Source organism: Abyssisolibacter sp. ZYX002, from assembly GCF_056892235.1.
Genome location: NZ_JARMXH010000009.1, coordinates 49,075 through 75,728 on the forward strand (window position 1 = coordinate 49,075; position 26,654 = coordinate 75,728).

The following is a 26,654-nucleotide window of genomic DNA, read 5'->3' on the forward strand; positions in this document are numbered from 1 at the left end:
ACACATTTTCAAACTCTTTTCAAGGTTATTTTTTATTAAATGTAAAAAGACAGGATTTGATCGGTATCATCAACTCCTATCTTATATTATTAATCATATAACTTCTATATGTAGACATGTCTATTTTTCCTAAGCACACACTTCGACGCGAATTTCAATCTGGTGGGTAGGCACTTTATTCCTAAAATCGCCCATCATAGACAAATTTAAAATCGCTTGCAACCCTTATAAATACAGCTGTTTCGTAGACTCTATTTTCTGAATTCTACAACTGTCTCCACGTATTCGTGTTCGGAAACATATCTCCAAAACTCACCCGTTCAACCTCATACTCTTTTGCTAAGAACACTTCCAAATCTATCACCAATGAATCAATGGCACCTGTCACAGATTGTTCTTATTTCAAAGGCATGAATATCCTTTATTGACTGATATATAAGATGTCATTACTTATGTTTTCCGTTATAACTTTTATGTCTGATAACTCCACACTTTTATCCCTTCTAATTAAAAAGCTTATCTGTCAAATGGGACACAATGATATCAGTATCAGCAAATATCATAAATTTTTATTACTATATGAAGCATAGAATTTACATCACTCTACAAAGAACTTAATTTTTTTAGTAAGGTATTCAGACAATTCAATAGGGATTATATGAGCAGATTCTACAGTTTCTTCATGATAATTTTTAATATGTTCTCTAAAAACTCTATTTGACTCAAAAACATCCTCATAATCCTCATTCCCTATCATGTGATATATTTCATTTTCGAGTTTTGACAGTTGCACATTAACAGGTGGATCAATAAATTTAGGCATCTTATAATTAACCGACTTAATCAGATTATGTTCTGTTATACTCATAAATAAGTCAATTTTATCTCTTGAGATTTTCTCAAAGCTTCTATTTTCACCTATCAACCACATTTTTGTCCATTCTTCAGATGCCCTTTTGATATCACCACTATATAAAGCGTTTTGAAACTTTTCCATTCTATGAACTTTTCTTTCATCCTCCTTTACTCCAAATAAACCTGTTGAAATCAAAAAAAGTTTATCCACTTTATCAGGATATTGAATCGCAAATTCTAGTGCTGTGTACCCACCTGCGGAAAGTCCTACAAGGTTCACTTTCTCAAACTCCAATTCCTCAACCAACATGTGCAAATCTTCATGCAAGCTATAGTCTGAATCATCCTGCTCAGTTTTTCCTGAGAATCTAAAATCAAGCTGTATAACCTGATAATTAGTTGACAAATCGTTTACTAGTAAGTTCCATATTCTTGAATCCAAAAATGCTGGATTCAATAGGATAATTGGCTTTCCTTCTCCCGTTATTGTATAATGTAATTTCAATCCTTCTTTTTCTATAAATTTAGCTATTCTTTCTTTCATAACAAATCCCCTTTGACTATTTAATAACTTTATTCTACCAATAAAAAAAGGACATCTAGTATGTCCTAATTATAAATATTATTCATTTTTTTTATCTTATTCTTTACATTTTTCTTTAGAATTTCTGGTTCAATAACTTTTACATCATCTCCAAATGAAAGAATCATAGAAATTAGCCACGAATCTAATTTTAAATATGTAACTACAGTTACATTTTCTTCTGTAATCTCAGTTACTTCATCAACATTAAAAATATCAACTACTCGATAATAAGCTTCTTTATTAAATCTAAGCACTTTCTTTATACCATCTCTCATTGTAGATTCATCCCTTTGAATAGACTTATAATCTCTCAAATCAAAATGTCGTTTAGTAATTTCCATAGTTGAAATTCTATTCACTTTAAATGTTCTTATATCTTTTTTTTGCAGACAATATGATAACATATACCATCTACCATGGCGCAGAACTAACTCATACGGTTCAATCTCTCTTAAAAGGCACTCCCCATTACTATTGTAATACTCAATACTCAATATTCGAGATTGTCCAATTGCATCTAAAATTAGATCAATCTTTTCTTGAAGTTTTTCATCCTTATTCCATGGGGTGATATCCACTTTCACTTTCGCATATTCAGCGTTAACAACAGTGATTAGTGCTGATTCAAGCTTCTCCCACAGACTTTCTAATGTCTTATTACTATATACACTACTTAAACTGTCTAGCATAGATTTAAGTAGATTAACTTCTTGCGTAGACAACAATTTAGTATCAAATTTGTATGAATCGAGTATTCCATAACCTCCCTTTATACCCTTTTTCGAGAAAACAGGAATACCTGCCATATTCAATGTTTCTATATCCCTTTGAATTGTTTTAATCGACACTTCGTGCTTCTCTGCTAAATATTTAGCTGTTACTAACTCTTTATTTAACATTATATTTATAATCGATAACAATCTATAAATCTTCATAAGCTCTCCAATGTAGTATTTTAACTATACCTTACTCAATATATAATCCTCCTAAAATTGCAACTTCAGCATAATGCCTATATCAATAATCTATTGATAAACTTCTAAATAATCTTTATCTTGCCTCCACTCAGGGGCCTCTCCATTTTCTCCCCAATACTCTGTTATAATCTTTATTAACCCATTCTCAAATTCAAAAAATGAAGTTACATAGTGACTTACACCATCATCATTTGTTTTTTTCACAGCTGTTATTGCCACGCTATCAGTGATTATTAACTTTTCAATCTTAGCATACCATCTACCTGGATAATCTTTATTAAACTTAATATATTTATTACATCCGTTAAAAATCTCTTTAGTATTAGGTAATATAACATTAGCATCTTCACTCATTACCTGAACAAGTTTATCAAAATCAGCATTATTTATAAATTTCCAAAACTCCCTCACCTTTTGCTCTATCACTAGTCAACCGTCCTTTCCATTTAACTATACTATAGATCATGCGTTTATTAGATATATTATATCAAATAGTTAATTCTCTGTATACATATTATTTAATTCATACCATTTATTGCATCTTAATTTCTCCACAAGATATAATTATTTTGTAGTAACGTAAGGAGGAATGAATTTGACTAAGTAGAAGATAGATGGTCCTGATAATAGACATTCTGGTGTTGCTGGAATCAGTAGTGTATCACTTGTAGCTAGAACATTCAGTGTCAATTAATACAAGTGATGGAATTGTATCTATTAATATAGAATCGTAGTCTTCTTTGATTTCAATATCTAATAAAAATTTTGTAGGTATTATGTCTATGTTTTCTTTATGATATATGCTTCTTTTTTTTGCTTTATAAACCCAAAAAAGCAGGATTTGATTGGTAAATTCAAATCCTGTTTCTATTCATAACTTTGCTTGTTGACATGTCTATTTTTACTAGGCACACACTGCGACGCAAATTTCAATCTCGTGGGTAGGCACTTTATTCCTAAAATCTCGTACATCATTAATAAATTTAAAATCATTTCTAAAGTGGCTTATTTTATGTATCAAGATTATATACATCAATTAAAAACAGGTAAAGACCCTGTTTATCATCATAATATTGAAATGCACAAGAGATTTCGTATTCACAGCTGGCACCATAATAAACATAAAGATAAATAAAAAAGGCGGTCACATTAGCAATCTCTCTAATGTACCGACCAATACTGCCTCAATATTATTAATCTTACCTTTTCTTAGTCAGCATATATTTCATGTATATTGCCATCAGGATCTGCAAATAGTCCTGTTCTCTGTCCCCATGGCATATCGATTGGTTTCTTTATAGGTTTTGCCCCTTTTTCTATTAATTCATCATAGACCTTATCTACTTCTTCTTTATTAGGCACCCAAAAAGCCAATTCAAAACTTTGTCCACTTTTCTCTGCTCTATAGCTTTCATCTTGTGATAAGTCATAGCCTAGTTTCCTAGAGCAAATAGCAAATCTAACCCCATCATGAATAAATTCTATGTAATCCCCACTCTCATCTTCACTAGTAAATCCTAGCACTTCCTTGTAGAACTTCACCATTTTTTCAACATCATCCGTTAAGATTGATATTAATGATATCTTTGGTATCATAGCCTTTCTCCTTTCTTATACATACTCCTTATAATTTATATACCTCTTATTTGCCCTATTAACTAAATATACTAAATCCTCATGTATCTTTTGTAACAATAAACCCTCTTCATTAAAGCGTTATTGACTATTTTTAGAGATAATTTTATTTTCTGCTTCATCTATGATGTCCATTACTTTGCCTATAATTTCAACATAATCATTATTCACAGCATTATCCCTATTATATATAATATACACTCATAGTAACATACGTTACTTATAGTATCTATTGCTTTCAGCTTGTAAGCTAAGTAATTTATCGTATACTTCAAATTGCTCCTTATTGAAACTATCTGTTAATTTCTTTTCTAACACATTAGCCTCATCAACTATTCTTTTATGCTCTACATTGAAAGGCTCAAACATGTGAGTTAGAAAATCCACATCATAATACATCTGCTTTAAAACACTCTTCATTTAAATCACCTTCTTATTTTATTTAAAAGGTAATTAAACAAAAATATCCTTATATCTACTCACGTTCTACCTTAATTCAGTACTGACTAGACATGTCTACTCAGTACATATTTTTATAGCTATACGCACTATAATTTCTTTATTAAAGTTCTTATTTCTGAAATTTGCTATGTCAGTACTAAAAGTACAATAATCGCAGAAGTGTTTAAATTCCTTGATTATTAAGAGTCCCCGCGATATAGCACTGTCACAGTCTCCACGTGATACGTTTGAGGAAACATATCCATACATTTTACTTTATCTACCACATATCCAGCTTCTACAAACACCTTTAAATCCTCTGCTAAGGCTTTTGGGTTACATGATACGTATATTATATCATTGCATCCATAATTTATTATTTTCTGTATTGCTTTTGGATGTATGCCCGATCTTGGCGGATCTAATACTATGATGTCTGGTTTTTGTTTAAGTTCATCTATTTTTTTCAATACGTCTCCCGCTATGAACTTACAATTATCTAAGCCATTTAGTTTTGCATTTTCATTTGCAGCTTCTACTGCTTCTTCTACTATCTCTATTCCTACTACTTCTTTTGCTATTGGTGCCATTATCTGACCTATAGTACCTGTTCCGCTGTATAAATCAAAGATTACTTTGTTTTTTGTTGTTCCTGCATATTCTCTTACTATTGAATATAGTTTTTCTGCTCCTAGTGAATTTGTCTGGAAAAATGAAAATGCCGTAATTTTGAATCTCAAACCTAGTATCTCTTCTGTTATATAATCTTGTCCGTAGATAAGTCTAGTCTCATCACTGATTACTGCATCTGCTAGTTGGTCATTTAAAGTGTGGAGTAATCCTTTTATTTCACCATCTAGTTTTAAATCTTTTAAAATCTGGGTTAATTCTGTAAAATCAAAATTCATTTGTGTTGTTGTCACTAGATTAATTAGATATTCGTTTGTTTTAACTGCTTTTCTAACTACTAAATGTCGGAGGAAACCTTTGTGGGACATTTTTCTGTAGTAAGGTACTTGTTTTTCTCTGAAGTAATTTAAGAATGTCATCAATATCGTCACAAAGTCTGGATGTACTATCTTGCAATCATCTACAGTAACTATCTCATAAAAACGTCCTCTTCTATGCATTCCTAACTCTAATGGACCATCTTTGTATTCGTCTCCAAATGTAAATTCCATCTTGTTTCTGTATTCATAATCGCTTGGACTTGTCTCTATTCCTTCATATTTAAATCCTGTGATTCCAGCATCTGCGAGTAATTTTTGTACTTGATTTGATTTAAGATCTAGTTGTTGCTCATATGATAAGGTTTGATAGCTACAACCTCCACATTTGCCAAAATGTTTACATACTGCTTCTCCTTCGTATGGAGCTTTTTCTATCAAGTCTATTACTTTTGCTTCTATTTTTTTACCTTTTTTCTTGGTGATTCTAGCTTTTATTTTTTGACCTTCTAATGTATTTTTTATCACTATTTTTTTGTCATCTACCACTGCTATTCCTTTGTTTGGAAATTGCACCTCTTGTATTTCTGCTTCTATTACTTGCTTTTTCTTTACCATCGTGACCTCCTGATCGCTCTCTTGTAATATCTTTATAATTATAGCATATTTAGTACTCTAGATGTATTTTTATTTTACTATATATTTCTTTAAAAAAAGCCGTCTTATGTAGACAGCCTTTACTAAATGTTTGATTGTTTATTCAAATCCGAACCATGTGGTTTTTTGATCTAATCCTTCATCTTTTCTAGCTGGTGGGTTTGGATTGTCTGCTGAAAAGCCTATTGGTATGATAGCTGCTATCTTGTGGTTTGTTGGTATTTTTAGAAGACTTCTCGTTCTACTATCATGTGTTGCATGTCCTGCTATCCAAACTGTACCTAATCCCTCTTCTAACGCTACTAAGCATAAATTTTGAATTGCTGCACAAGCTGACATTAAAGCTTCTTCTGATCTATTATCATCGTCCTTGAAAAACTCATATGTTACTATTATTTGTACTGGTGCTCCTCCGAAGTCTTTTGAATACTCCATAACCTCTGTTTTATTTTCCTCTGGTATATAGTCAGCTTTAGGCACATACTCTTGTGCCCATTCATAGTATATGCTACTTACTTTTTTTAAATAGTCTCCTTTAATAACTATAAACTGCCAAGGCTGGCTATTGGCATTTGATGGCGCCCAATTAGCAGCTTGTATAACTCTTTTTATCTTCTCTATTGGTATTTCTTCGTTTTTATACTTCCTAATACTTCTTCTTTCTTTTACTGCATTGAAAATTTCACCCATTTTAACAACCCCTATATTTTATTTATATCTTTATTTTCTCAAATATAAATAATTTTATTACATATTTTATGGGTTTATATATTTTATAGATATAGCTTTTGTGCCTTCTATTTTGAATTCGTCACTTAGCCCTTTTACAAGTACTATCCCTCTACCACATTCTTTAAAATCTAGTGGATTATATCTGTTTTTATCACACTTAATACCTTCTCCTTCATCGCATACCTGCATCTTTATTTGGTTTTTTGTTATTTCTATTTTTATATTAACTTTTTTATTTTCATCATACTTATTGCCATGTTTTATACTGTTATACACCAATTCATCTAATATAATTCGTATCTCAAATAAGAGCATGTTGTTATTTATTAATTTTGCGATTTCTTTATTTACAGTATATAAAACCTTTTTTGCATCTTCTATACTGCTATTAATTTGTTCATCGATCAAATAATACACTTTTAACACCTCTTATTTTTTGTAAATTTCAAAGTATATATATACTACCCAATACTTTCTTTTTTAAAACAAAATGCTAGAAATATACGAATTTCTATACTTTTACTTATTATAACAATTTTATATGTTTAGAATATTACCATAGGGGTAAATAATATATATATAAATTAACAAGTATGTACAAGGAGGATATGAGAATGAAAGAATATGTATGCATGCCTTGTGGTTGGGTTTATGATCCAGCTATAGGTGATCCTGATTCAGATATTGAACCTGGTGTACCTTTTGAAGAATTACCTAATGACTATGTTTGCCCAGTATGCGGTGCAGGGTTAGAAATGTTTGAGCCTAAGGAGTAACTTAATATAATGGGCTGTTTCACATTGTAAATTATGCGAAACAGCCCATGTGAATGGTAAGCAGTTGTCTAACACTCACATTTTATATCTTGTTAATCTTCTTCATACCCCAATATATCTTCTATTAGCAACCATGCCTTCTCCACGTTTAATTTCTTTGATGCTGAAAAAGGTAATATTAACCTTCTATCAGTTATGTCTAATTTCTTTGCTATTACACTTGTGTATTTTTGCCATGATCCTTTAGACATTTTATCTGCTTTTGTAGCTATTATATATCCAGTAAAACCCATCTCCTTAATCCATTCATACATCATTTTATCATGTTCCCCTGGCTCATGTCTCATGTCTAGAAGTAAAAATGTTTCTTTAAGAGATTGTCTATCTCTTAAATAAGCATCTATCATTCTACCCCATGCTTCTCTTTGTGATCTTGATACTCTTGCATAACCATAACCTGGTAAGTCTACAAATCTAAACACATCATTTATATTGTAGAAGTTTATTGTCTGTGTCTTTCCCGGTTGTGAACTTGTTCTTGCAAGTTTTTTTCTGTTTATTAATGTGTTTATAAATGATGATTTACCTACATTAGATCTTCCTGCTAATGCTATCTCTGGTATACCTTCTTCTGGATATTGCTCTTTCTTTGCAGTTACTGCTAGTAGCTCTGCTTTTCTAATCTTCATTTTTATTCTCCCTTAGTAAAGCTTCTTTCAGTACCTCTTTCATTTCTTTAACAAATACGAACTTCATATTTCTCTTTATATTTGCTTCTAACTCTTCTAAATCTTTTTTATTTTCATAAGGTAGTAGTACTTTTTTTATACCTGCTCTTTTAGCTGCTAATACCTTTTCTTTAACTCCACCTATTGGCAATACTCTACCTCTAAGTGTTACTTCTCCTGTCATTGCTACAGAGCTATCCACCGGTATCTTTGTTAATGCAGACGTTACTGCTGTAGCCATTGTTATACCTGCTGATGGTCCGTCTTTTGGTATCGCTCCTTCTGGAACGTGGATATGAATATCCATTTCATCATAGAATTTATCGTTTATATCATATTCACTTGCTATTGAACGTATATATGTTATTGCTGTCATTGCTGATTCTTTCATTACATCACCAAGCTTACCTGTAAGCTGAACTTTACCTTTTCCGCTCATAACACTTACTTCTATATTAAGTGTCTCTCCACCTACAGATGTCCATGCTAAGCCATTTACTATACCAATTTGAGGCTCTTTTTCTGCTACATCATAGGAATATTTTGGTATGCCTAAATATTTCTTTATATTCTTACTTGTTATCTTAATGTTATCTATTTTATTTTCTAGCATATTTTTAGCAGATTTTCTCATGATATTAGCAATTTGTCTCTCTAATCCACGTACTCCTGATTCTCTTGTATATCTTCTAATTATCTCCATTACTACTTTATCAGATATACTTATATTATCTTCTTTTAATCCATGCTCTTTTCTTTGTTTTGGTATTAGATATCTTTTTGATATCTCAAACTTCTCGTTTTCTGTATAACTTGTTACGTGTATTACTTCCATCCTGTCTAATAGCGGTCTTGGTATTGTTGATAGAGTATTAGCTGTCGTTATAAACATTATCTTGGATAAATCAAACGGCACTTCTAAAAAATGATCTGTAAATGTATTATTTTGCTCTGGATCTAAAACTTCAAGAAGCGCAGATGCTGGATCACCTTTAAAATCACTATTGATTTTGTCTATCTCATCTAACAAGAATACTGGATTAATTGACTGTGTTTTCTTTAATGATGATATTATTCTTCCAGGTATTGCTCCGACATAGGTTCTTCTGTGTCCTCTTATTTCGGCTTCATCTCTCATTCCACCTAATGACATTCGCACAAATTTCCTACTCAATGCTCTTGCTATTGATTTTGCAATAGATGTTTTTCCTACTCCAGGCGGTCCAACTAAACAAAGTATCGGTCCTTTCATGCTATTTGAAAGTTTTCTTATTGCTAAAAATTCTAATATTCTCTCTTTAACATCTTGTAAGCCATAATGATCAGCATCTAATATTTCTCTTGATTTTTTTAGCTCTAATCTATCTTTTGTTTGCTTGCCCCAAGGCAATTCTATAAGCCATTCCACGTAATTCCTTATAACTCCTGATTCTGAAGATGATGGTGACATTTTAAGTAGTCGATTTGCTTCTTTTGTAGCTTTTTCTTTCACGCCTTTAGGCATTTTACTCTTCTTTATCTTCTGTATATATTCTTCTACTTCTTGCTCTATGTCTTCGTCTTCACCAAGTTCTTTATATATAGCTTTTATCTGTTCTTTTAGGTAATACTCTTTTTGTACCTTGTTTATTTGACTTTTCACTCTTTGTGCTATCTGCTCTTCTATTTTTAAAACGTCCAATTCTTCTTCAATTAAAACATTTATTAATTCAAGTCGTTTATATGGATTAAATGCTTCTAATATTTTCTGCTTATTTTCTAATTTCAAAAACAAATATGATGACACTACGTCAGCAAATCTTCCTGCTTCACTTATTTCTGCTATCGATGTTATTACATCTGATGATATATTATTTTCTAATTTTGCATATTCACTAAAATTGTGCAAAACTAGTCTCATCATAGCTTCTATATTTTTATCATCTTCACTGTTAAGTTCGTAAACATATTCTTCTACCTCTACTTCAAAAAACGGTTCTTCTCTTAGTGTCTCACTAATTCTACCTCTATTTATTCCTTCTACTAATACTCTTATAGTTTCGCCTGGTAATTTTAACATCTGTTTTATTTTACACACTGTTCCCACTTGGTAGTAATCTTTTTTAGTCGGCACATCCATATTCGCCTTTTTCTGTGTTGTTAGAAAAACTAGTGAGTCATTTACCATAGCTTCTTCTAATGCTTTTATTGACTTATCTCTACCTACATCAAAGTGTACTATCATGTAGGGAAATACTGAAATACCTCTTAATGGAATCAATGGTATAGTTCTTTTTTGACTCTTTATTTTATATTTATCTTTTGACATCTCAACAGCTCCTTTGTCAAGTTTACAATCCTTAATTACATACTTTAACAATTTAAAATTCTCTGTTAATTTTAAACTATTTGTACTGTTAAAGTCAATAATTATTTATAGTGCTGATATGTATTATTTACCCATATATATGTAAATTAATCAGTAGTACATAATAAGGGGCATTCTCAAGATGCTTATTGAGATGCCCCTGTGTCCCATTTTTAGGAAGCGGTTTCTTCCTTGTCATCATTTTTACTTACTTTGGTTTTAGTTAACTTATTCTTTGCGTCAGCTAAAACAAATGTTGGATCAGAGTTATCTGATATAGTATCTTTTGTAATTATGCATTTTTTGATATCATCCCTAGATGGTATATCATACATAATATTAATCATTACTTCTTCTATTATCCCTCTTAATCCTCTTGCTCCTGTGTTTCTATCTATCGCTTTTTGTGCTATTACCTCTAATGCATCATCATCAAATTCAAGTTCAACACTATCCATTTTGAAAAGCTCTTTATACTGTTTTACTAGCGCATTTTTAGGCTTTGTCAATATGTCCACTAGTGTTTCTTTATCTAATTTTTCAAGAGTAACTATTACTGGAAGTCTACCAACAAACTCAGGTATTAAACCATATTTTAATAAATCATCAGGTCTAATTTGCTTTAACAGCTCTCCAATATTATTTATCTTTTTACTTTGAAGCTTTGCTCCAAATCCTATTGCTTTCTCACCAATTCTCTTTTGGATAATTTTTTCTACGCCTCCAAAAGCTCCACCTACTATAAATAGAATATTAGTAGTGTCAATTTGTATAAATTCTTGATGTGGATGTTTCCTGCCTCCCTGCGGAGGTACACTTGCTATAGTTCCCTCTAGTATCTTTAATAGTGCTTGTTGCACTCCTTCTCCACTAACATCTCTTGTTATTGATGGATTGTCAGACTTTCTAGCTATTTTATCTATTTCATCTATATAGATTATCCCTTTTTCTGCCTTTTCAATATCGTAATCAGCAGCTTGAATTAATTTTAACAGAATATTCTCAACATCTTCTCCTACATACCCTGCTTCAGTAAGCGATGTTGCATCTGCAATTGCAAAAGGAACATTTAATATTTTAGCTAGAGTCTGAGCAAGTAATGTTTTACCAGAACCTGTAGGTCCAAGCATTACTATATTGCTTTTTTGAAGCTCTATATCATCATTTGAAATTTTCTTATTAATTCTCTTGTAATGATTATATACAGCAACTGCTAAAGCTTTTTTGGCTCTATCTTGTTTTATTACGTACTGATCTAATACATCTTTTATTTCTATAGGCTTTAATAAGTCTGTCATTTCAAAATCTGTTGAATCATCAAACTCTTCGTCTATGATTTCTTGGCATAGCAGTATACACTCATCACATATATATACATTTGGTCCTGCTATTAACCTTCTAACTTGATCTTGTGACTTGCCACAAAATGAACATTTTAACTGCTTATCATTATATTTTGACATTATGTCACCTCTTTCAATATGTTATTTTCTAGAAGTGATTACCTTATCTATCAATCCATATTCTTTAGCTTCTTCAGCAGACATAAAGTTATCTCTATCTGTATCTTTCTCTACTGTTTCTAGAGATTGACCTGTTCTTTCACTTAATATCTGATTCAATGTCTTTCTAGCTTTAATAATCCTCTCTGCATGGATTCTAATATCTTCTGCCTGACCTTGTGTACCACCTAATGGTTGGTGAATCATTATTTCTGCATTTGGTAAAGCATATCTTTTACCTTTTTCTCCTGCAGCTAATAAAAATGCTCCCATACTTGCACACATACCTATACATATAGTTGATACATCTGGCTTAATATACTGCATTGTGTCATATATAGCCATACCAGCAGTAATAGAACCTCCTGGGCTATTTATATACAATTGAATATCTTTGTCAGGATCTTCAGCTTCTAAAAATAATAATTGTGCAACTACTAAACTTGCTGTAACATCATTTACTTGATCACTTAAAAATATTATCCTGTCTTTTAAAAGTCTTGAATATATATCATATGATCTTTCTCCCCTATTTGTCTGTTCAACGACAACAGGTACTAGTGCCATAAAAACCCCTCCTATTTTCAGCAGACGTGAAATATCTTCTAGCTTTGCTTATTTATCTGCTTGCGTATATTTAGCATTTTCTACAAGGAAATCAACTGTCTTGCTTTTAATTATACCCAATTTAATATATTCTAAATCTTCTTCTCTCATATTTTTCTTTAATTTGTCTAATTCTTGTTTGTATTGTTTAGCCATTTTTTCAAGCTCATTATTAATTTCTTCGTCTGTTGCCAAAATTCCTTCTTGTTTAGATATTTCTTCCAACACAAGCTCTGTTTTTACAATTTTTTGAGCATTTGGTCTAACTTGTTCTTTTAAACTCTCTATTGTACTATTTGTAAATTGAAGGTACTTTTCTACGTCTAATCCTTGGTATCTTAATCTATAGTCAAGATCTCTTATTTCGTTTTCTACTTGTCTGTCAATCATTGCCTCTGGAATATCGATTTCTACTTTGTCTACAACACTTGTTATAACATTGTTTTCTGTCTCACCTTTAGCTCTTTTATCAGCTTGCTCATCTAATCTCTTCTTTGAATCTGCTTTAAGCTCATCTAAAGTATCAAATTCACTTACATCTTTAGCAAACTCATCATCCAACTCTGGAAGTTCTTTTTCTTTTATTTCATGTATTTTAACTTTAAACACTGCTTCTTTTGATGCTAATTCTTCCGCTTGATAATCTTCTGGGAATGTTACCTTAACTTCCACTTCTTCTTCTTTTTTCTTACCTATTAGTTGATCTTCAAACCCAGGTATAAATGATCCTGATCCTAACGTTAAGCTATGATTTTGAGCTGTTCCACCTTCAAATTTTTCTCCATCTATTGATCCTTCAAAGTCAATAGTCAATATGTCGCCATCTTTTGTTTCTCTATCTTCTACTTCTATTATCCTAGCATTCTGCTCTTGCATTCTCTTGATATCATTTAAGACATCTTCATCTGTTACAGTGTACTCTGCTTTTACTGCTTCTACACCTTTATACTCGCCTAATGTAATTTCTGGTTTAACGTCTACCTCTATTTTAAACTCTATTGCTTCTCCTTTGTTAATATCTTCAAAATCTATTGAAGGTCTATCAACTGGATGTAAATCTAATTCTTCTATAGCTTTGTCATAAACCTCTGGCAATACGAAGTTTATAGCATCTTCGTAAAATACTTCTATTCCATACATTTTTTCAATTATAGCTCTTGGAACTTTCCCTTTTCTAAATCCGTTAATATTAAATCTTTTTCTGTTTTTTATATAAGCTTTTTGGATTCCTTTCTCGAATTCATTCCACTCAACTTTAATACTTAAAGTTACTGTATTTTTTTCTTTTTTCTCAATTTTTGAACTCATAATTGCTCCTCCTCCTGAGTTTTGTTTATTTATATTAGCGAACATATTTATACTTCTATTAGTATATTCAAATAGCTCATACAATGTTATACCCATCAAATTAGTATAAGCTTTATATATATATGCTTAAACATCCCTAGTTATTAACGTATATCGTCAACTTAAAATTAACCATTACATTATATCATAAAAATTTTTTCTATCCAATAATAATAAATATTATATTTATTTTCTGATATTTGGCAATATTAATTCACTTTATACATTAAAAAAGCCTTCTTTTGCAATAATTAAAAGATGACTCCACAACAAACTACAAATTAAAACTCTAAATATTAGAAAAAAAGCCCATGGTATAACCATTGGCTTTGAAATGTTATGGTGCGGGAAAAGGGACTCGAACCCCCACGCCAAGGGCACTAGATCCTAAGTCTAGCGCGTCTGCCAATTCCGCCACTCCCGCTAAATCTGTTTTTGCCAATACTGACATTGATTATTATACGATTTATTGTAGAGTTTGTCAACACTTTTTTTTAAAAATATAATACCAAATTAAATAAATATATACTATTATAGAGTTTGCTCTAAAAAAGCTTCAATTACACTATTTTAATTATTTATATTTTATTTTTCTTGATGTTCATTCTTTATTTTCATAAATAATTCTTTATCTTCTATAACGTCAACAGCAACTAACACAAGTGCACCTATTGTCTTACACATTTGTTCGTTAGCATATGTTGATATAGAAGCTTTTGCAAACTCTTTTGTATGGCCTACAAGTTCTCTTGTGCTAATACTGAAATATGGATGTATTGTAGGACATACATGGCTTACATTACCAGCGTCAAGTGATCCAAAATTTTCACTCAATTTTGAAATGTGTTCTACCCCCATTTCTTTTATTTTCTGCTCAAACAGGTCATTTAATACTGAATTTGTGACAAGATTATCATATGATGTCTCATAATTTGTTATGTTAACTTTTGCACCTGTAGCTAAGGCAGCTCCTCTAGCACAATTTTTCACTTTTTCTACTAAATCTATTAAATAACTCTTAGTCGTAGCTCTTACATAGAACTGTGCTACTGCATAATCAGGTACTATATTAGCAGCCTTACCTCCATCTTTTATGACTCCATGTACTCTAGCATCATGTCTGATATGCTCTCTAAGTGCATTTATACTATTAAATGTAGCAATTACTGCATCTAATGCATTAATACCTTTATGAGGCTCTGAAGCTGCGTGAGCTGTTCTTCCAAAGAATTCAAACTGAACTGCTTCCATAGCTAATGATCCTCCACTTTTATAGTATTTATCAGACGGATGAGCCATAAGTGCTACATCAATATCATCAAATGCCCCTTTATCAACCATTACAACTTTCCCGCCACACGTTTCTTCTGCTGGAGTTCCAAAAACTACTACCTTTCCACCGATATCACCAATTACTTTACTTAGAACTATACCTGAACCTGTACTTGTAGCTCCCAGAATATTGTGTCCACACCCATGCCCTATATCCGGCAATGCATCATATTCTGCTAAATATGCAATAGTCGGGCCTTCTTTCTTACTGTCATAGGTTGCCTTAAAAGCAGTCTTCATACCTAAATATTCTCTTTCAACTCTAAACCCATGCTTCTTTAGCAAAACACAATGTGCCTTACTTGCTTTGAACTCTTGGTGGCCTAACTCTGGATTGTCATGTATATAGTTACTAAGCTGTATTAATTCATCTTTTATTTCTTTTACGTGCTTTTGAACTTTTAGTTTCATAATACCTCATCCATTCTTTTTGTTTTTTTTATTTTACCATATATCACTGATACGATATTTATTTTTGTGCAAATTTTATTTTTTCCTTCTTATAATCTAACAGCGCCTAAGCAAATTGCTTAGGCGCATATTTTTACATTATATGTTTTTGTTTATTACAGACTGAGCCGCAGCCAATCTTGCTATAGGAACTCTATACGGTGAACATGATACATAGTCTAAACCAATATTTTCACAGAACTGAATTGATCTTGGATCTCCACCATGCTCTCCACATATTCCTATTTTAAAATTCTCTTTTACTGACCTACCTAACTTATACGCTGTGTTTATTAAGCTACCCACACCTGAAACGTCCAATGTAGTAAAAGGATCATTTTCGAATATTTCTTTATTCTTATATTCTTCTATAAATTTACCAGCATCATCTCTTGAAAAACCAAATGTCATTTGTGTTAAATCGTTTGTTCCAAATGAGAAAAAGTCTGCATGTTTAGCAACCTCATCAGCTGTTAAAGCAGCTCTTGGTATTTCTATCATTGTACCAACAAGATATTCTAACTTATAACAACCATCTTCTAATGTCTGATTAACTGTTTTTTCAACTAGCTCTCTCAATATTTCTAGCTCTTTTGCATGACCCACTAGTGGTATCATTATTTCTGGTTTTATATTTGATCCATCTAGTTTAGACACTTCTATTGCTGCTCCTATTATTGCTTTTGCCTGCATTTGATATATTTCAGGATAAGTTATAGCAAGCCTACAACCTCTATGTCCTAACATAGGGTTAAACTCTTTTAACTCCAATACCTTGTTCTTAAGCTTTATATAATCTATATTCATTGCATTTGCTAATGCTTTTATATCTTCATTATTATGTGGTAGGAATTCATGCAATGGAGGATCTAGCAACCTTATTGTCGTTGGCCTCTCTCCCATAGCTCTAAATATACCTACAAAATCTTCTTTCTGAAATATATATAACTTATCTAACGCTTTTATTCTATCTTCTTTTGTATCAGAAAGTATCATTTGCCTCATTATAGATATTCTATCTTCTGCAAAGAACATATGCTCTGTTCTACATAGTCCTATTCCTTCAGCTCCGAAGTCTACTGCTGTCTTTGCATCTCTTGGTGTATCTGCATTTGTTCTAATCTTCAATCTTCTTTTTTCATCAGCCCATTTCATTATAACTCCAAAACTACCTGTAAGCTCTATGTCTTTTGTATCTATAATTCCTTTGTATACAAAACCTGTATTTCCATCTATTGAAATATGGTCTCCTTCTTTTATTACTACACCACCTGCTACAAACTGCTTTTGTTCCTCATCAATTTTTAACTCACCACATCCAGCAACACAGCATCTACCCATACCTCTAGCTACTACAGCTGCGTGTGATGTCATTCCACCTCTTGCAGTTAATATCCCTTGGGATTTATCCATACCTTCTATATCTTCTGGTGATGTTTCTATTCTAACAAGTATCGTTTTTTCTCCGCTATCTGCAACTTCAACTGCCTTTTCTGATGTGAAATATACTCTTCCAGAAGCAGCTCCAGGCGATGCAGCTAAACCTTTAGCTAACTTTTTGGCTTTACTTAACCCGTCTGGGTCAAATGTTGGATGTAGTAATTGATCTATTTGTTTTGGATCAATTCTCATAATAGCTTCTTCTTTAGTTATTTTCCCTTCTTCCACTAAGTCTACTGCTATATTCATAGCTGCTTTAGCAGTTCTCTTTCCTGTCCTTGTTTGCAATAAGAAAAGCTCACCCTTTTCAAATGTAAATTCTATGTCTTGCATATCTCTATAATGTATCTCTAGTTCCTTTGCTATATCCATAAATTGATTATAAATCTTTCCTGACATGAAATCTTTTAATTCATCTATCCCTTTTGGTGTCCTAATCCCCGCAACTACATCTTCACCTTGTGCATTTAATAAATACTCGCCAAACACTTTATTTTCCCCTGTTGCTGGATTTCTTGTAAATGCAACTCCTGTTCCAGACGTTTCTCCCATGTTTCCAAAAACCATGGATTGTACGTTTACAGCTGTCCCAAGGTCATGCGGAATATCATTTATATTTCTGTATATTATTGCTCTTTGATTATTCCATGAATCAAACACAGCTCTAACTGCCATTATCAGTTGCTCTCTCGGGTCATTAGGGAACATTATCCCTGCATGTCTTTTTATTACTCCCTTATACTTTCTTATTATTTCTTGTAGCGCTTCTACTGTTAGATCTGTATCATTTTTAGCATTTGTAGTATGCTTTACGTCATCTAGTACTCTATCAAATTCATACTTAGGTATACTTAGTACTACGTCACCAAACATCTGTATAAATCTTCTATAACTATCATAGGCAAATCTCTCATTTTCAGTTAAGACCGCTAACCCCTTTACTGATTCATCATTTAATCCTAAGTTCAAGACAGTATCCATCATACCTGGCATAGATATTACTGCACCAGACCTAACTGATACTAATAAAGGATTCTTTATATCTCCAAAGGTTTTATTTGTTACCTTTTCTAATCTTTCCAATAGCTCAAATATTTGCTTCTCTAAATCTTTCCCTAATTTTTTACCATTTTTATAATATGCATTACATGCGTCTGTTGTAATCGTAAATCCTGAAGGAACTGGTAATCCAATTCTTTTCATCTCTGCCAGATTAGCACCTTTTCCTCCTAGTAGTGATTTCATGTCTTTATTCCCTTCCTCAAATGCATAAACAAATTTAGGCATAATGTCATTTCTCCCCTTCTATTTTTAATATATGTAATATCCATAATATATAGTATGTCACATTTAATATGTTGTGTATCTTATTATATTAAACAGTATAGCCTATTTATTTTTAGTTGTCAACATTTTGTATGTTTATTTTATTACTAAAAGCATACCTCTATCAACTATGTAACCATCATAATTAAAGACATATTATCTTCACTAAATTTGTGGTATAATTTGCCATGATAACAAACTGTTTCATTATATTATATGATATAAAATAAATAGTATATCACATTTGTTTTGTAATTGATTTTGTATTACTATAATGATATATTATGTATATAATTAAACTAAGGAGACTGCAATGGAGAATATCGTTTCATTAAAACAATGTAAAAACTATTCTTTCTCAAGTGTAAAGCAAAGCATTTTAGCATCTTTTGAGAATCTAGGAGGAATAGAAAAATATATAGATAAAAATGATAAGGTTTTGCTAAAGTTAAATCTAATCATTAAAAAAAGCCCTGAAAAAGCTGCTACTACTCACCCCATATTTGTTAAAGCACTTGCCGAGATTCTAATAGATTACGGAGCTACTGTTATTATAGGAGACAGCCCAGGAGGCCCTTTTAATAAAACATTACTTAAAGGACTTTATAAAACATGTCAAATAACAGATATAGCAAATGAAACGGGTGCCATATTAAACTATAATACAAAATCTATGGATGTATCTTTTTCTAAAGGAAAATTATTAAAGAGATTAACTGTAACGGATATGCTAAATGACGTTGATAAGGTTATTTCTGTGTCTAAATTAAAGACTCATTGTATGATGTTGTTTACAGGTGCTGTAAAAAACCAATTTGGTATAATCCCAGGTTCTCTTAAAGGAGAATATCATTTTAAAATGCCTGAGGTCAAAGATTTTGCTGATGCTCTGGTTGATATATGTCTGTACGCAAACCCAGTTTTATCATTTATGGATGGAATCGTAGGTATGCAAGGAGATGGTCCAACGAGCGGACAGCCAAGAAATATCGGCGCTGTTATTGCTTCAAATAGCCCTTATCATCTAGACATAGTTGCTAGTAAAATAATCAACCTTGATCCTCTGAAAATACCAACTATAGCTAGCTGTGTTGATAGAGGTATATGCTCTGGTACTCTAGATGATATTCAATTGGTAGGGAATAAAATTGAAGATTTTGTTATTAGAGATTTTAAAATGCCAATGATTAGATGTGTTGATTTTGTAAGTGATAGAGTCCCTAAATTTGTTGCGAATCTATGCAATACACTCCTACAACCAAAACCAGTATTTTTACACGATGATTGCACAGGTTGTGGCAAATGCTATGAAAGTTGCCCTCCGAAAATCATAGAAATGAAATCTAATCGTCCTGTTGTTGATTTAAGCAAATGCATACGCTGTTTTTGCTGTCATGAACTATGCCCTCAAAAGGCTGTAGATATATATAGACCTCCTTTGATGCGACTACTATCTAAGCTATAATCATTCACACATTCTTTATATATTAAATATTAGTATTATATAACATATTATTAGAAGGTGTATTTATGATTTTATTTGAGCGTGGTGGATTCATGTTTCTAGCAATTTTTATAAGTATATTTGCCATTTTGGGAATAAATAAATGGATTGTTGACCAGTCTAAAATATTAGGTTATATGGGCGAATAAAATCTTATTAAAAATTATAGTTCTAGAAAACAAAGATTATATGTTAACAAAATTTAAACAGAACTACAATATAATAAACCCAACTAACTGTGGAAAATCAGTTGGGTTTATGTTTTTTTACTAAGTAATCGTAAGAGCTTTTTTCTCATTATTGCATAATTTTATTTGAACTCATAACATTGTGGATAATGCTCTCTTTTATAGTTGACAAAACGCTTTAATGACATGTAACCTTCCTTTGTTTATATATATTGCTATTATACCACATTTTTTCTGTTTTTTGTATATGTTTACAATCTAGATTCATAAATCGCTAAACACCTTTTAACTATATATTTTCTGCAATTTGTATATAATATATTGAGCACTAATACCTACAAATAATCCAGTAACAACCGATATGATTCCAAGATATGGTAGTAAAATTATTATTCCAGTATTCTTGACTATTATTGATGCTATAATTATTTGCCCGATACTATGGAAAACTGCACCTACTACACTTGCCCCTATAATACTCATTTTATCTTTAGCTATTTTCAATACTATAAACATAGCCAATACACTAAGTACTCCTCCTGAAATACTAAATAAAAATCTCGCCATTGATCCAAATAAGGTATCAGTTAAAAACGTTCTTAGAAATACAATACTTAACGCCTCTTTAAAACCGAATAAGTACAATGCAATTATACTCATAATGTTTGCTAATCCTAACTTTGCTCCTAAATATGAAAAACCTATTGGAATACTGTTTTCTATATAACTAAGTATCATCGCTCCAGTCACCAACAATGATAAAAATACCATTTTCCTTGTTTTACTCATGTTATACTCCTCTAATATGTTAATCCATCTATGTCTTTCTTTTTATCACCTTGTATTTCTATAATGACTTTATTAGGTAGACATACTATCATTTCTCCCGGTTCGCTTATTGCTCCCATTTTAATACATACCTTATCACTACAATTAGCTTGTATCATTCTAACTTCATTACCTGTTATATCTATTATGTTTTTATGTCCATTTTTTTCTATAACTATTTTCTCATTATTATTATCTTTCAATTTTATTTCTCTATATAACTTACCATCTACCGTTATTTTTACTATGTTAAAATCATAATCACTATTTATTAAGTTATTAACTATATAAAATAAACCAGCTACAAATATTACAGCAATTACTATTATTATATCTAATTTCTTCATCTAATCCCTACTTTATAAGTCTTTTTTATACATTCTATAGACTCTGTATTTTCTCCCACCTAATTTTTCTACACTAAGTATAGATTTCTTATTGTGCTCATTTATTGTAGATCCTTCGCCATAGGTATAACCTTTTTCTATACTTTTTATAATCATGTTATAAAATATTGCTCCGTTGACAGCTTTATCTCTGTATTTTGGTATCACGTGTTGTATGAAAACCCTAACACCTTTCACCTTATTTTTATAATATAGATATTTTAATATACCAAAAGGAAAATATCTACCTTTCATTCTTATTAGAATTTCATTATAGTTAGGCACTGCTACTGCAAAGCCTATTGGCTCTCCTTCTTTTGATTTTGCAATGTGTAACAAATCCCTATCCGCATATTTTCTAAGACTTCTGATTTCTGCCATCAAATCTTTTTTTGAAGGTGGGATTCTATGTTCTGCCTGCGGAAGTGATAAGTCCACGATTTTTTTAAGATCGTTTGCAAGTCCTTCTACATCGTCTAAATTCATCTTTTCAACATAATATCCGTATCTCTTTTTAGCATATTTTACTACTCTTTTATATCTTTCTATAGGCATACTACTTGTATCAATATAATACGCTAAATAATCTCTGTATTTATTATATCTGTTTGTCTGAAAATATTCTCCATAAAATTTAGGGTTATACGAATTCATAATCACTGGAGGTCCATCAAATCCCTCAACCAAAATACCTCTAGAATCATCACCTTTTGTCGGTGATATAGGCCCTACAACTGTTTTCATCCCTCTAGTTTTAAGCCATTGCTCTGCCGTTTGTAGTAACAACTTAAACACTTGCTCACACTCTATACATTCAAATAGACTTATATATCCTTCTCTTTTGTTCTTGCTCTTATTCAGTTTTTCTTCTATTCCAACTATTATTCTTCCTACACCTTTACCGTCTTTATATACAATAAATAAGGCATGTTCACCTTGTGTAAAAAGCGGGTTATTTATACCCATCAACTTTTTTAATTCATCTCTTCTTAGTGGTGGTACCCAATTTTGATCATTTTTGTATATATGAAAAGGCACTTCTATAAATTCTTTTATTTGCTTTTTTGATTTCACCTCTACAATTTTTATCATTCCACACCGCCCTTAACAAACCATATTTACATACGGCTAACTATAATGCCAAATTACAGTATATTATTACATATAATTATAAATGATAAAATCCAATTCCACCAGCCTTTTTAAATATTTAGTATATTTTATTCTATAAGCACAAATCCCTCGTCTACAAGTTCAAAGTTATCTTTTAGGCCTTTTGTAATATAAATCTTCGAATCTTTTGTTATAAACAATGCTTCAGCATTATCTATTGAATTAATAAATTCCCTTCCCTTATCAAGCCCCATTGAAAATGTTGCCGTAGATAATGCATCTGCCTGTATTGAACTGTCACTAATTATTGTAACACTTGCTAGATTGTTTTCTACTGGATAACCTGTGTAAGTATCCAATATATGATGATAAACCTTACCCCTATACTCAAAATTTCTCTCATAAATACCAGATGTAACTATAGATTTGTTATTTGCTGATATTATACCAACATAATTGTTTCTATTTTTGAAAGGGTTTTGTACAGCGATTCCCCAATATTTGTTATTTGGACTACTTCCATATACTATTACATTACCTCCTAAATCTATAATTGCACCTTTAATTTTATGCTTACTTAAGATTTTTATTATTTCGTCTGCTGCAAAACCTTTTGCTATTCCTCCTAAATCTAACGCCATATTTCTCTTATCTAGTTTTATAGTTTTTTCACTATCGTTGGTTATTATCTCTCTATAATTAATTAATGCTAATTTTTGCTGTATTTGTTCCTTAGCAGGTAACTTTGCTTTTTCAGTTCCTATACCCCAAAGCTCAACTAATGGTAATATACTAATATCAAATCTACCATTTGACATCTTTGAAAACTCTTTTCCTTGGTTAACAACATAATATGTATCATCTGAAACTTTAATCGCACTGTTTCCCGCTTGTTTGTTAATCATTGATACCTCACTATCTTCTATATTAACACTCATTTTATTTTCAATGTCTTCTAGTCTAGTAAATATTTCATTAAATATTTTATCATCTACATCATCGTATATTTTTATATTTACTATTGTTCCTAGCAATAGATTTTTTTTAGCTATTGGCTTTATTGGCTGTCTATCACATCCAACAAAAACTAATAATGAAACAATTAGTATTATTCCGAATTTTTTCATACTATTCCTCCTTATGAAAAGTATAATTATATTAGCTTTCACTATTATTATTTACTACTAACTTAAATTTAAAGGAGCTGTTAATAAAAACTACAGCTCCTTAATAAATTATACCACTAATAGGTATTAAATAAAACTTTCTTTTAATGCTCTTTGTCCTTCTAATGCTTTTCTATCACTTAATACTTTTGAATTCGAAGCAAATCTAAGCTTTGTTTTGTATGCGTTGCACGTTTTACTTTTAGCTATAATAACCATTTTGTCAAGATTGCTCTTTCTGTCATCTGTCATCAAAATAACACACCCCTTCTTACGTCAGTATTGTATCATTTCTACATTTTAAGCATCTCTAATTCAAGTCTGAGTTCAAAATAATTAATAATGTCAAATAATATGAGAAACTCTTTATCAATTAAATGCTTGCTTCTTAATACTACTATAATGTTTTCTGGTAAATATTTTGTTTCTATTTTGCCAAAAATATAATCCTTCTTTCTAAATCCATCTTTTGAGCAAAATCCGAATATATTCATTGTACATATGATTGAAGATAGTTGATGTTCTGTTAAGCCTAGTTGTCTTTTCATCAAGTCAAATTGACTTGTGTTTTCATAATATACATTAACATCAATATTCTTTCTTTTACTTTTATACTCTTTTAATATTTTTTCATAACATACATACGGGCTTAAATCTTCCTCTTTTATATATTGGTTAATATACTCTTCCATTTCAAGCATTGCATTTAACACTGCATAAAGAGTATCTTTTTCACGTTTTACAAATCTTCCATAGTATGCAATACTTTTTATTTTTTCTCTTTCTTCTCGCTCAAGCTTTAATGCAAGGTTTTTGAATCTAAATATCCTAATTGATTTACACGAGATAAATAAATATTCCCATATTAGACAGCCTATAAACAATACTGTCGATACTATAAACACATTTACTGCAAATTGCGTGGACATTATTGCACTAACTCTTATTATTTGCACCGTTTTTATGATATCATAGAACATTATATTAAAGACGATTATCCACACTAGTGAATAACAGTAATATATTCGTCTGATAAATTTTATATCATAGTCAACAGGTATATTCTTAAAGCTCTTGACAGCAAAAACTACATATACGCACACTGATATCATCAACAATATAAATAATTTAACAGCCATCTTTTTCACTCCTGCCTATTTTTTGTTGACTCATTCGTTAGTAATACTACTATATATTATTCACTTTTTTGGACTTGTGTTAAACACTCTTAGATTGATGACAAAGTCATTTAGATAATAGACTGTTATAATTGGTTTTTTCAATTAATATTGATGAAAATTTCAATTATACTTGACATTTTATAAAGAGTGAATTATACTAAAATGCAAAGCTTGCTATGCAAAATAAAAATTAAAGGAGAGAAATATGAGAAAGAATAAAAAACTGTTATGTTTACTATTAATAGCGATTATAGTAATTAATGTTTTCCCTTGCTTTGCTCAAGAAACTCGAGTTCCTCAAATAAGCAATTGGGCAATAGAAACCCTAAATGAAGCTGAAAGATTAGGTATTTTTTCATCAGAATGGTATTACGATGGATTTAAGTCTAAAATAAGCGAAGAAAGAATGCAGTATATCATAGATAAAACTGCAAAAAAACTGGAAAGTTTAAAACTAGAAGAAAATAAAGAATTTAATTCTACAAAAAAAGCAGGTACTTCTAGAGAAGCGCTATTAATTAACTTATTCAATTCTTTAGCAAAGTACAAACTACCAGAAGAACTCAATACTAGCAATGGTGCACTGTCATATATGCAAGAAAGAAAAATAATAAAAGGTACTAGTAAAGGATTAGAGTTAGACAGATCATGCACTACACAGGAAGCAGTTGTTTTAGCTACAAGATTTATACTTGATACATATAGTTCTCTAGATAAAGGTTCTAAAGGTTTGTTATGGAAAGTGTCAAATAATGATACTACTATTTATTTATTAGGTTCTATACATGTTGGAACTTATGATATGTACCCAGTTAACAGCAGAATAACAGAAGCACTTAACAAATCTGATGCTTTGATAGTTGAAGCTAACCTAACGAATACGAAAGCTGTTGTTGAAGCTCAAAAATACTCTATGTATAGTGATGGAACAACATTAAAAGACCACGTTAGTAAAGACACTTATGAAAAATGCTTGAAAGCACTAAAAAAGGCCAATCTTCCTGAGACAATGACTCAATTTAAACCTTGGTCTATTGCTAGCACTTTAACTATTGTGTCATCTACAAAATCCAAAAATCAATCTGATATTACTACAGCAGCTTCTACTGGAGTTGATATGTATTTATTATCAAAAGCGCTTATTAATGGAAAGCCAATACTTGAACTTGAAGGATTAATGGCTCAAGTAAAATTATTCGATTCCTTAAGCGACGAAACTAAGGAAAAATATCTTTCAGTTGCAGTAGATGAAATACTTTCTGATAAAAAAGATGGAGATTCTGATGAAAAAGATTCTGCCCAGTCAATAAAGAAATTACAAGAACTTTGGATAGATGGAAATACAGAAGAGTTTACAACTTTCTTCAAAGGAATGAATGACTCAACCTCTAGTGAGTTAGATGAATTTTCAAAAATGTTATTTGGAAAAAGAGATAAAGGTATGGCTGAAAAAATAATTAAACTTCTTGACAGTAAAGAGTCTAAAACATATATGGTAGTAATAGGTTCTGGCCACTTAACGCTAGACAATACCGTAATTGCCAATCTTACTAAAGAAGGTTATAAAGTAGAAGTTGTTAAATAGTTTTAATTGAGACTTAGAA

The 26,654-nt window shown here is 31.1% G+C and carries 24 protein-coding genes and 1 tRNA gene; 3 read left to right on the forward strand and 22 right to left on the reverse strand.

Annotation, left to right across the window (positions count from 1 at the left end):
- Positions 1-598 precede the first annotated feature (598 nt).
- The 8 genes from P3X86_RS18400 to P3X86_RS18435 all read right to left on the reverse strand — a co-directional run bounded on the left by P3X86_RS18400 (position 599) and on the right by P3X86_RS18435 (position 7,247).
- Positions 599-1,399, reverse strand: coding sequence for an alpha/beta fold hydrolase (locus P3X86_RS18400; RefSeq protein ID WP_483294194.1), 801 nt, complete (start codon positions 1,397-1,399; stop codon positions 599-601).
- Positions 1,400-1,464: 65 nt separating this feature from the next.
- Positions 1,465-2,376, reverse strand: a complete 912-nt coding sequence (locus tag P3X86_RS18405; protein WP_483294195.1) for a helix-turn-helix transcriptional regulator — start codon at positions 2,374-2,376, stop codon at positions 1,465-1,467.
- Between the two features lie 90 nt (positions 2,377-2,466).
- Positions 2,467-2,844, reverse strand: a complete 378-nt coding sequence (locus P3X86_RS18410) for a nuclear transport factor 2 family protein (protein WP_483294196.1) — start codon at positions 2,842-2,844, stop codon at positions 2,467-2,469.
- A gap of 783 nt (positions 2,845-3,627) precedes the next feature.
- On the reverse strand, positions 3,628-4,014 hold the full coding sequence (locus P3X86_RS18415; RefSeq protein WP_483294197.1) for a VOC family protein: 387 nt from the start codon (positions 4,012-4,014) through the stop codon (positions 3,628-3,630).
- Between the two features lie 255 nt (positions 4,015-4,269).
- On the reverse strand, positions 4,270-4,473 hold the full coding sequence (locus P3X86_RS18420) for a DUF6809 family protein (protein ID WP_483294198.1): 204 nt from the start codon (positions 4,471-4,473) through the stop codon (positions 4,270-4,272).
- A 221-nt stretch (positions 4,474-4,694) separates the two neighbouring features.
- The gene (rlmD, locus tag P3X86_RS18425; protein ID WP_483294199.1) at positions 4,695-6,059 is read right to left on the reverse strand and encodes a 23S rRNA (uracil(1939)-C(5))-methyltransferase RlmD; all 1,365 of its coding nucleotides are present in this window, start codon (positions 6,057-6,059) and stop codon (positions 4,695-4,697) included.
- Between the two features lie 138 nt (positions 6,060-6,197).
- Entirely contained in the window at positions 6,198-6,788 is a 591-nt protein-coding gene (locus tag P3X86_RS18430; RefSeq protein WP_483294200.1) for a nitroreductase family protein, read from the reverse strand.
- Positions 6,789-6,854: 66 nt separating this feature from the next.
- Complete coding sequence (locus tag P3X86_RS18435) at positions 6,855-7,247, reverse strand: ATP-binding protein (RefSeq protein WP_483294201.1); 393 nt, start codon at positions 7,245-7,247, stop codon at positions 6,855-6,857.
- Between the two features lie 197 nt (positions 7,248-7,444).
- Between P3X86_RS18435 and rd the strand changes: the two genes are divergently transcribed.
- Positions 7,445-7,606: a rubredoxin gene (rd, locus tag P3X86_RS18440; protein WP_483294202.1), complete on the forward strand. Its 162-nt coding sequence runs from the start codon at positions 7,445-7,447 to the stop codon at positions 7,604-7,606.
- A gap of 92 nt (positions 7,607-7,698) precedes the next feature.
- On the opposite strand, the gene yihA is transcribed toward rd, so the two are convergent.
- From yihA to ppdK, 8 genes are all read right to left on the reverse strand, one after another.
- Positions 7,699-8,295: a ribosome biogenesis GTP-binding protein YihA/YsxC gene (yihA, locus tag P3X86_RS18445; RefSeq protein ID WP_483294203.1), complete on the reverse strand. Its 597-nt coding sequence runs from the start codon at positions 8,293-8,295 to the stop codon at positions 7,699-7,701.
- The gene (gene lon / locus P3X86_RS18450; protein WP_483294204.1) at positions 8,285-10,642 is read right to left on the reverse strand and encodes an endopeptidase La; all 2,358 of its coding nucleotides are present in this window, start codon (positions 10,640-10,642) and stop codon (positions 8,285-8,287) included. The genes yihA and lon overlap by 11 nt, the downstream gene beginning before the upstream one ends.
- Positions 10,643-10,854: 212 nt before the next feature.
- Positions 10,855-12,144, reverse strand: coding sequence for an ATP-dependent Clp protease ATP-binding subunit ClpX (gene clpX / locus P3X86_RS18455; RefSeq protein WP_483294205.1), 1,290 nt, complete (start codon positions 12,142-12,144; stop codon positions 10,855-10,857).
- A 21-nt stretch (positions 12,145-12,165) separates the two neighbouring features.
- Positions 12,166-12,750: an ATP-dependent Clp endopeptidase proteolytic subunit ClpP gene (gene clpP / locus P3X86_RS18460; protein ID WP_483294206.1), complete on the reverse strand. Its 585-nt coding sequence runs from the start codon at positions 12,748-12,750 to the stop codon at positions 12,166-12,168.
- A 48-nt stretch (positions 12,751-12,798) separates the two neighbouring features.
- On the reverse strand, positions 12,799-14,097 hold the full coding sequence (tig, locus tag P3X86_RS18465) for a trigger factor (protein WP_483294207.1): 1,299 nt from the start codon (positions 14,095-14,097) through the stop codon (positions 12,799-12,801).
- Between the two features lie 379 nt (positions 14,098-14,476).
- Positions 14,477-14,560: transfer RNA gene (locus P3X86_RS18470), tRNA-Leu, on the reverse strand.
- 161 nt (positions 14,561-14,721) lie between these two features.
- Entirely contained in the window at positions 14,722-15,879 is a 1,158-nt protein-coding gene (locus P3X86_RS18475; protein WP_483294208.1) for a M20 family metallopeptidase, read from the reverse strand.
- Positions 15,880-16,017: 138 nt separating this feature from the next.
- Positions 16,018-18,645, reverse strand: a complete 2,628-nt coding sequence (ppdK, locus tag P3X86_RS18480) for a pyruvate, phosphate dikinase (RefSeq protein WP_483294209.1) — start codon at positions 18,643-18,645, stop codon at positions 16,018-16,020.
- A 352-nt stretch (positions 18,646-18,997) separates the two neighbouring features.
- Here ppdK and P3X86_RS18485 point away from each other — a divergent pair, with 352 nt between their 5' ends.
- Positions 18,998-20,149: a DUF362 domain-containing protein gene (locus P3X86_RS18485; RefSeq protein ID WP_483294210.1), complete on the forward strand. Its 1,152-nt coding sequence runs from the start codon at positions 18,998-19,000 to the stop codon at positions 20,147-20,149.
- A gap of 512 nt (positions 20,150-20,661) precedes the next feature.
- On the opposite strand, the gene P3X86_RS18490 is transcribed toward P3X86_RS18485, so the two are convergent.
- The 6 genes from P3X86_RS18490 to P3X86_RS18515 form a co-directional block, all read right to left on the reverse strand.
- Positions 20,662-21,165, reverse strand: coding sequence for a Gx transporter family protein (locus P3X86_RS18490; protein WP_483294211.1), 504 nt, complete (start codon positions 21,163-21,165; stop codon positions 20,662-20,664).
- 11 nt (positions 21,166-21,176) lie between these two features.
- Positions 21,177-21,551 (reverse strand): NusG domain II-containing protein, encoded by a 375-nt coding sequence (locus P3X86_RS18495; RefSeq protein ID WP_483294212.1) that lies wholly within the window; start codon positions 21,549-21,551, stop codon positions 21,177-21,179.
- Between the two features lie 12 nt (positions 21,552-21,563).
- The gene (locus P3X86_RS18500) at positions 21,564-22,682 is read right to left on the reverse strand and encodes a hypothetical protein (RefSeq protein WP_483294213.1); all 1,119 of its coding nucleotides are present in this window, start codon (positions 22,680-22,682) and stop codon (positions 21,564-21,566) included.
- Between the two features lie 128 nt (positions 22,683-22,810).
- A complete protein-coding gene (locus P3X86_RS18505; protein WP_483294214.1) occupies positions 22,811-23,830 on the reverse strand; it encodes an FAD:protein FMN transferase in 1,020 nt (339 codons plus the stop codon).
- Between the two features lie 126 nt (positions 23,831-23,956).
- Positions 23,957-24,121: a hypothetical protein gene (locus P3X86_RS18510; RefSeq protein WP_483294215.1), complete on the reverse strand. Its 165-nt coding sequence runs from the start codon at positions 24,119-24,121 to the stop codon at positions 23,957-23,959.
- Between the two features lie 41 nt (positions 24,122-24,162).
- Positions 24,163-25,008, reverse strand: a complete 846-nt coding sequence (locus P3X86_RS18515) for a hypothetical protein (protein WP_483294216.1) — start codon at positions 25,006-25,008, stop codon at positions 24,163-24,165.
- Positions 25,009-25,255: 247 nt separating this feature from the next.
- Between P3X86_RS18515 and P3X86_RS18520 the strand changes: the two genes are divergently transcribed.
- The gene (locus P3X86_RS18520; protein ID WP_483294217.1) at positions 25,256-26,635 is read left to right on the forward strand and encodes a TraB/GumN family protein; all 1,380 of its coding nucleotides are present in this window, start codon (positions 25,256-25,258) and stop codon (positions 26,633-26,635) included.
- Positions 26,636-26,654: the final 19 nt, after the last annotated feature.

What these genes read in the sequence shown, in the direction of transcription:
- P3X86_RS18400 (WP_483294194.1), bottom strand. Translation starts at nt 1,399, where the DNA reads ATGAAAGAAAGAATAGCTAAATTTATAGAAAAAGAAGGATTGAAATTA.
- P3X86_RS18405 (WP_483294195.1), bottom strand. Translation starts at nt 2,376, where the DNA reads ATGAAGATTTATAGATTGTTATCGATTATAAATATAATGTTAAATAAA.
- P3X86_RS18415 (WP_483294197.1), bottom strand. Translation starts at nt 4,014, where the DNA reads ATGATACCAAAGATATCATTAATATCAATCTTAACGGATGATGTTGAA.
- P3X86_RS18420 (WP_483294198.1), bottom strand. Translation starts at nt 4,473, where the DNA reads ATGAAGAGTGTTTTAAAGCAGATGTATTATGATGTGGATTTTCTAACT.
- rlmD (WP_483294199.1), bottom strand. Translation starts at nt 6,059, where the DNA reads ATGGTAAAGAAAAAGCAAGTAATAGAAGCAGAAATACAAGAGGTGCAA.
- P3X86_RS18430 (WP_483294200.1), bottom strand. Translation starts at nt 6,788, where the DNA reads ATGGGTGAAATTTTCAATGCAGTAAAAGAAAGAAGAAGTATTAGGAAG.
- rd (WP_483294202.1), top strand. Translation starts at nt 7,445, where the DNA reads ATGAAAGAATATGTATGCATGCCTTGTGGTTGGGTTTATGATCCAGCT.
- yihA (WP_483294203.1), bottom strand. Translation starts at nt 8,295, where the DNA reads ATGAAGATTAGAAAAGCAGAGCTACTAGCAGTAACTGCAAAGAAAGAG.
- lon (WP_483294204.1), bottom strand. Translation starts at nt 10,642, where the DNA reads ATGTCAAAAGATAAATATAAAATAAAGAGTCAAAAAAGAACTATACCA.
- clpX (WP_483294205.1), bottom strand. Translation starts at nt 12,144, where the DNA reads ATGTCAAAATATAATGATAAGCAGTTAAAATGTTCATTTTGTGGCAAG.
- clpP (WP_483294206.1), bottom strand. Translation starts at nt 12,750, where the DNA reads ATGGCACTAGTACCTGTTGTCGTTGAACAGACAAATAGGGGAGAAAGA.
- tig (WP_483294207.1), bottom strand. Translation starts at nt 14,097, where the DNA reads ATGAGTTCAAAAATTGAGAAAAAAGAAAAAAATACAGTAACTTTAAGT.
- P3X86_RS18475 (WP_483294208.1), bottom strand. Translation starts at nt 15,879, where the DNA reads ATGAAACTAAAAGTTCAAAAGCACGTAAAAGAAATAAAAGATGAATTA.
- ppdK (WP_483294209.1), bottom strand. Translation starts at nt 18,645, where the DNA reads ATGCCTAAATTTGTTTATGCATTTGAGGAAGGGAATAAAGACATGAAA.
- P3X86_RS18485 (WP_483294210.1), top strand. Translation starts at nt 18,998, where the DNA reads ATGGAGAATATCGTTTCATTAAAACAATGTAAAAACTATTCTTTCTCA.
- P3X86_RS18490 (WP_483294211.1), bottom strand. Translation starts at nt 21,165, where the DNA reads ATGAGTAAAACAAGGAAAATGGTATTTTTATCATTGTTGGTGACTGGA.
- P3X86_RS18495 (WP_483294212.1), bottom strand. Translation starts at nt 21,551, where the DNA reads ATGAAGAAATTAGATATAATAATAGTAATTGCTGTAATATTTGTAGCT.
- P3X86_RS18500 (WP_483294213.1), bottom strand. Translation starts at nt 22,682, where the DNA reads ATGATAAAAATTGTAGAGGTGAAATCAAAAAAGCAAATAAAAGAATTT.
- P3X86_RS18505 (WP_483294214.1), bottom strand. Translation starts at nt 23,830, where the DNA reads ATGAAAAAATTCGGAATAATACTAATTGTTTCATTATTAGTTTTTGTT.
- P3X86_RS18510 (WP_483294215.1), bottom strand. Translation starts at nt 24,121, where the DNA reads ATGACAGATGACAGAAAGAGCAATCTTGACAAAATGGTTATTATAGCT.
- P3X86_RS18515 (WP_483294216.1), bottom strand. Translation starts at nt 25,008, where the DNA reads ATGGCTGTTAAATTATTTATATTGTTGATGATATCAGTGTGCGTATAT.
- P3X86_RS18520 (WP_483294217.1), top strand. Translation starts at nt 25,256, where the DNA reads ATGAGAAAGAATAAAAAACTGTTATGTTTACTATTAATAGCGATTATA.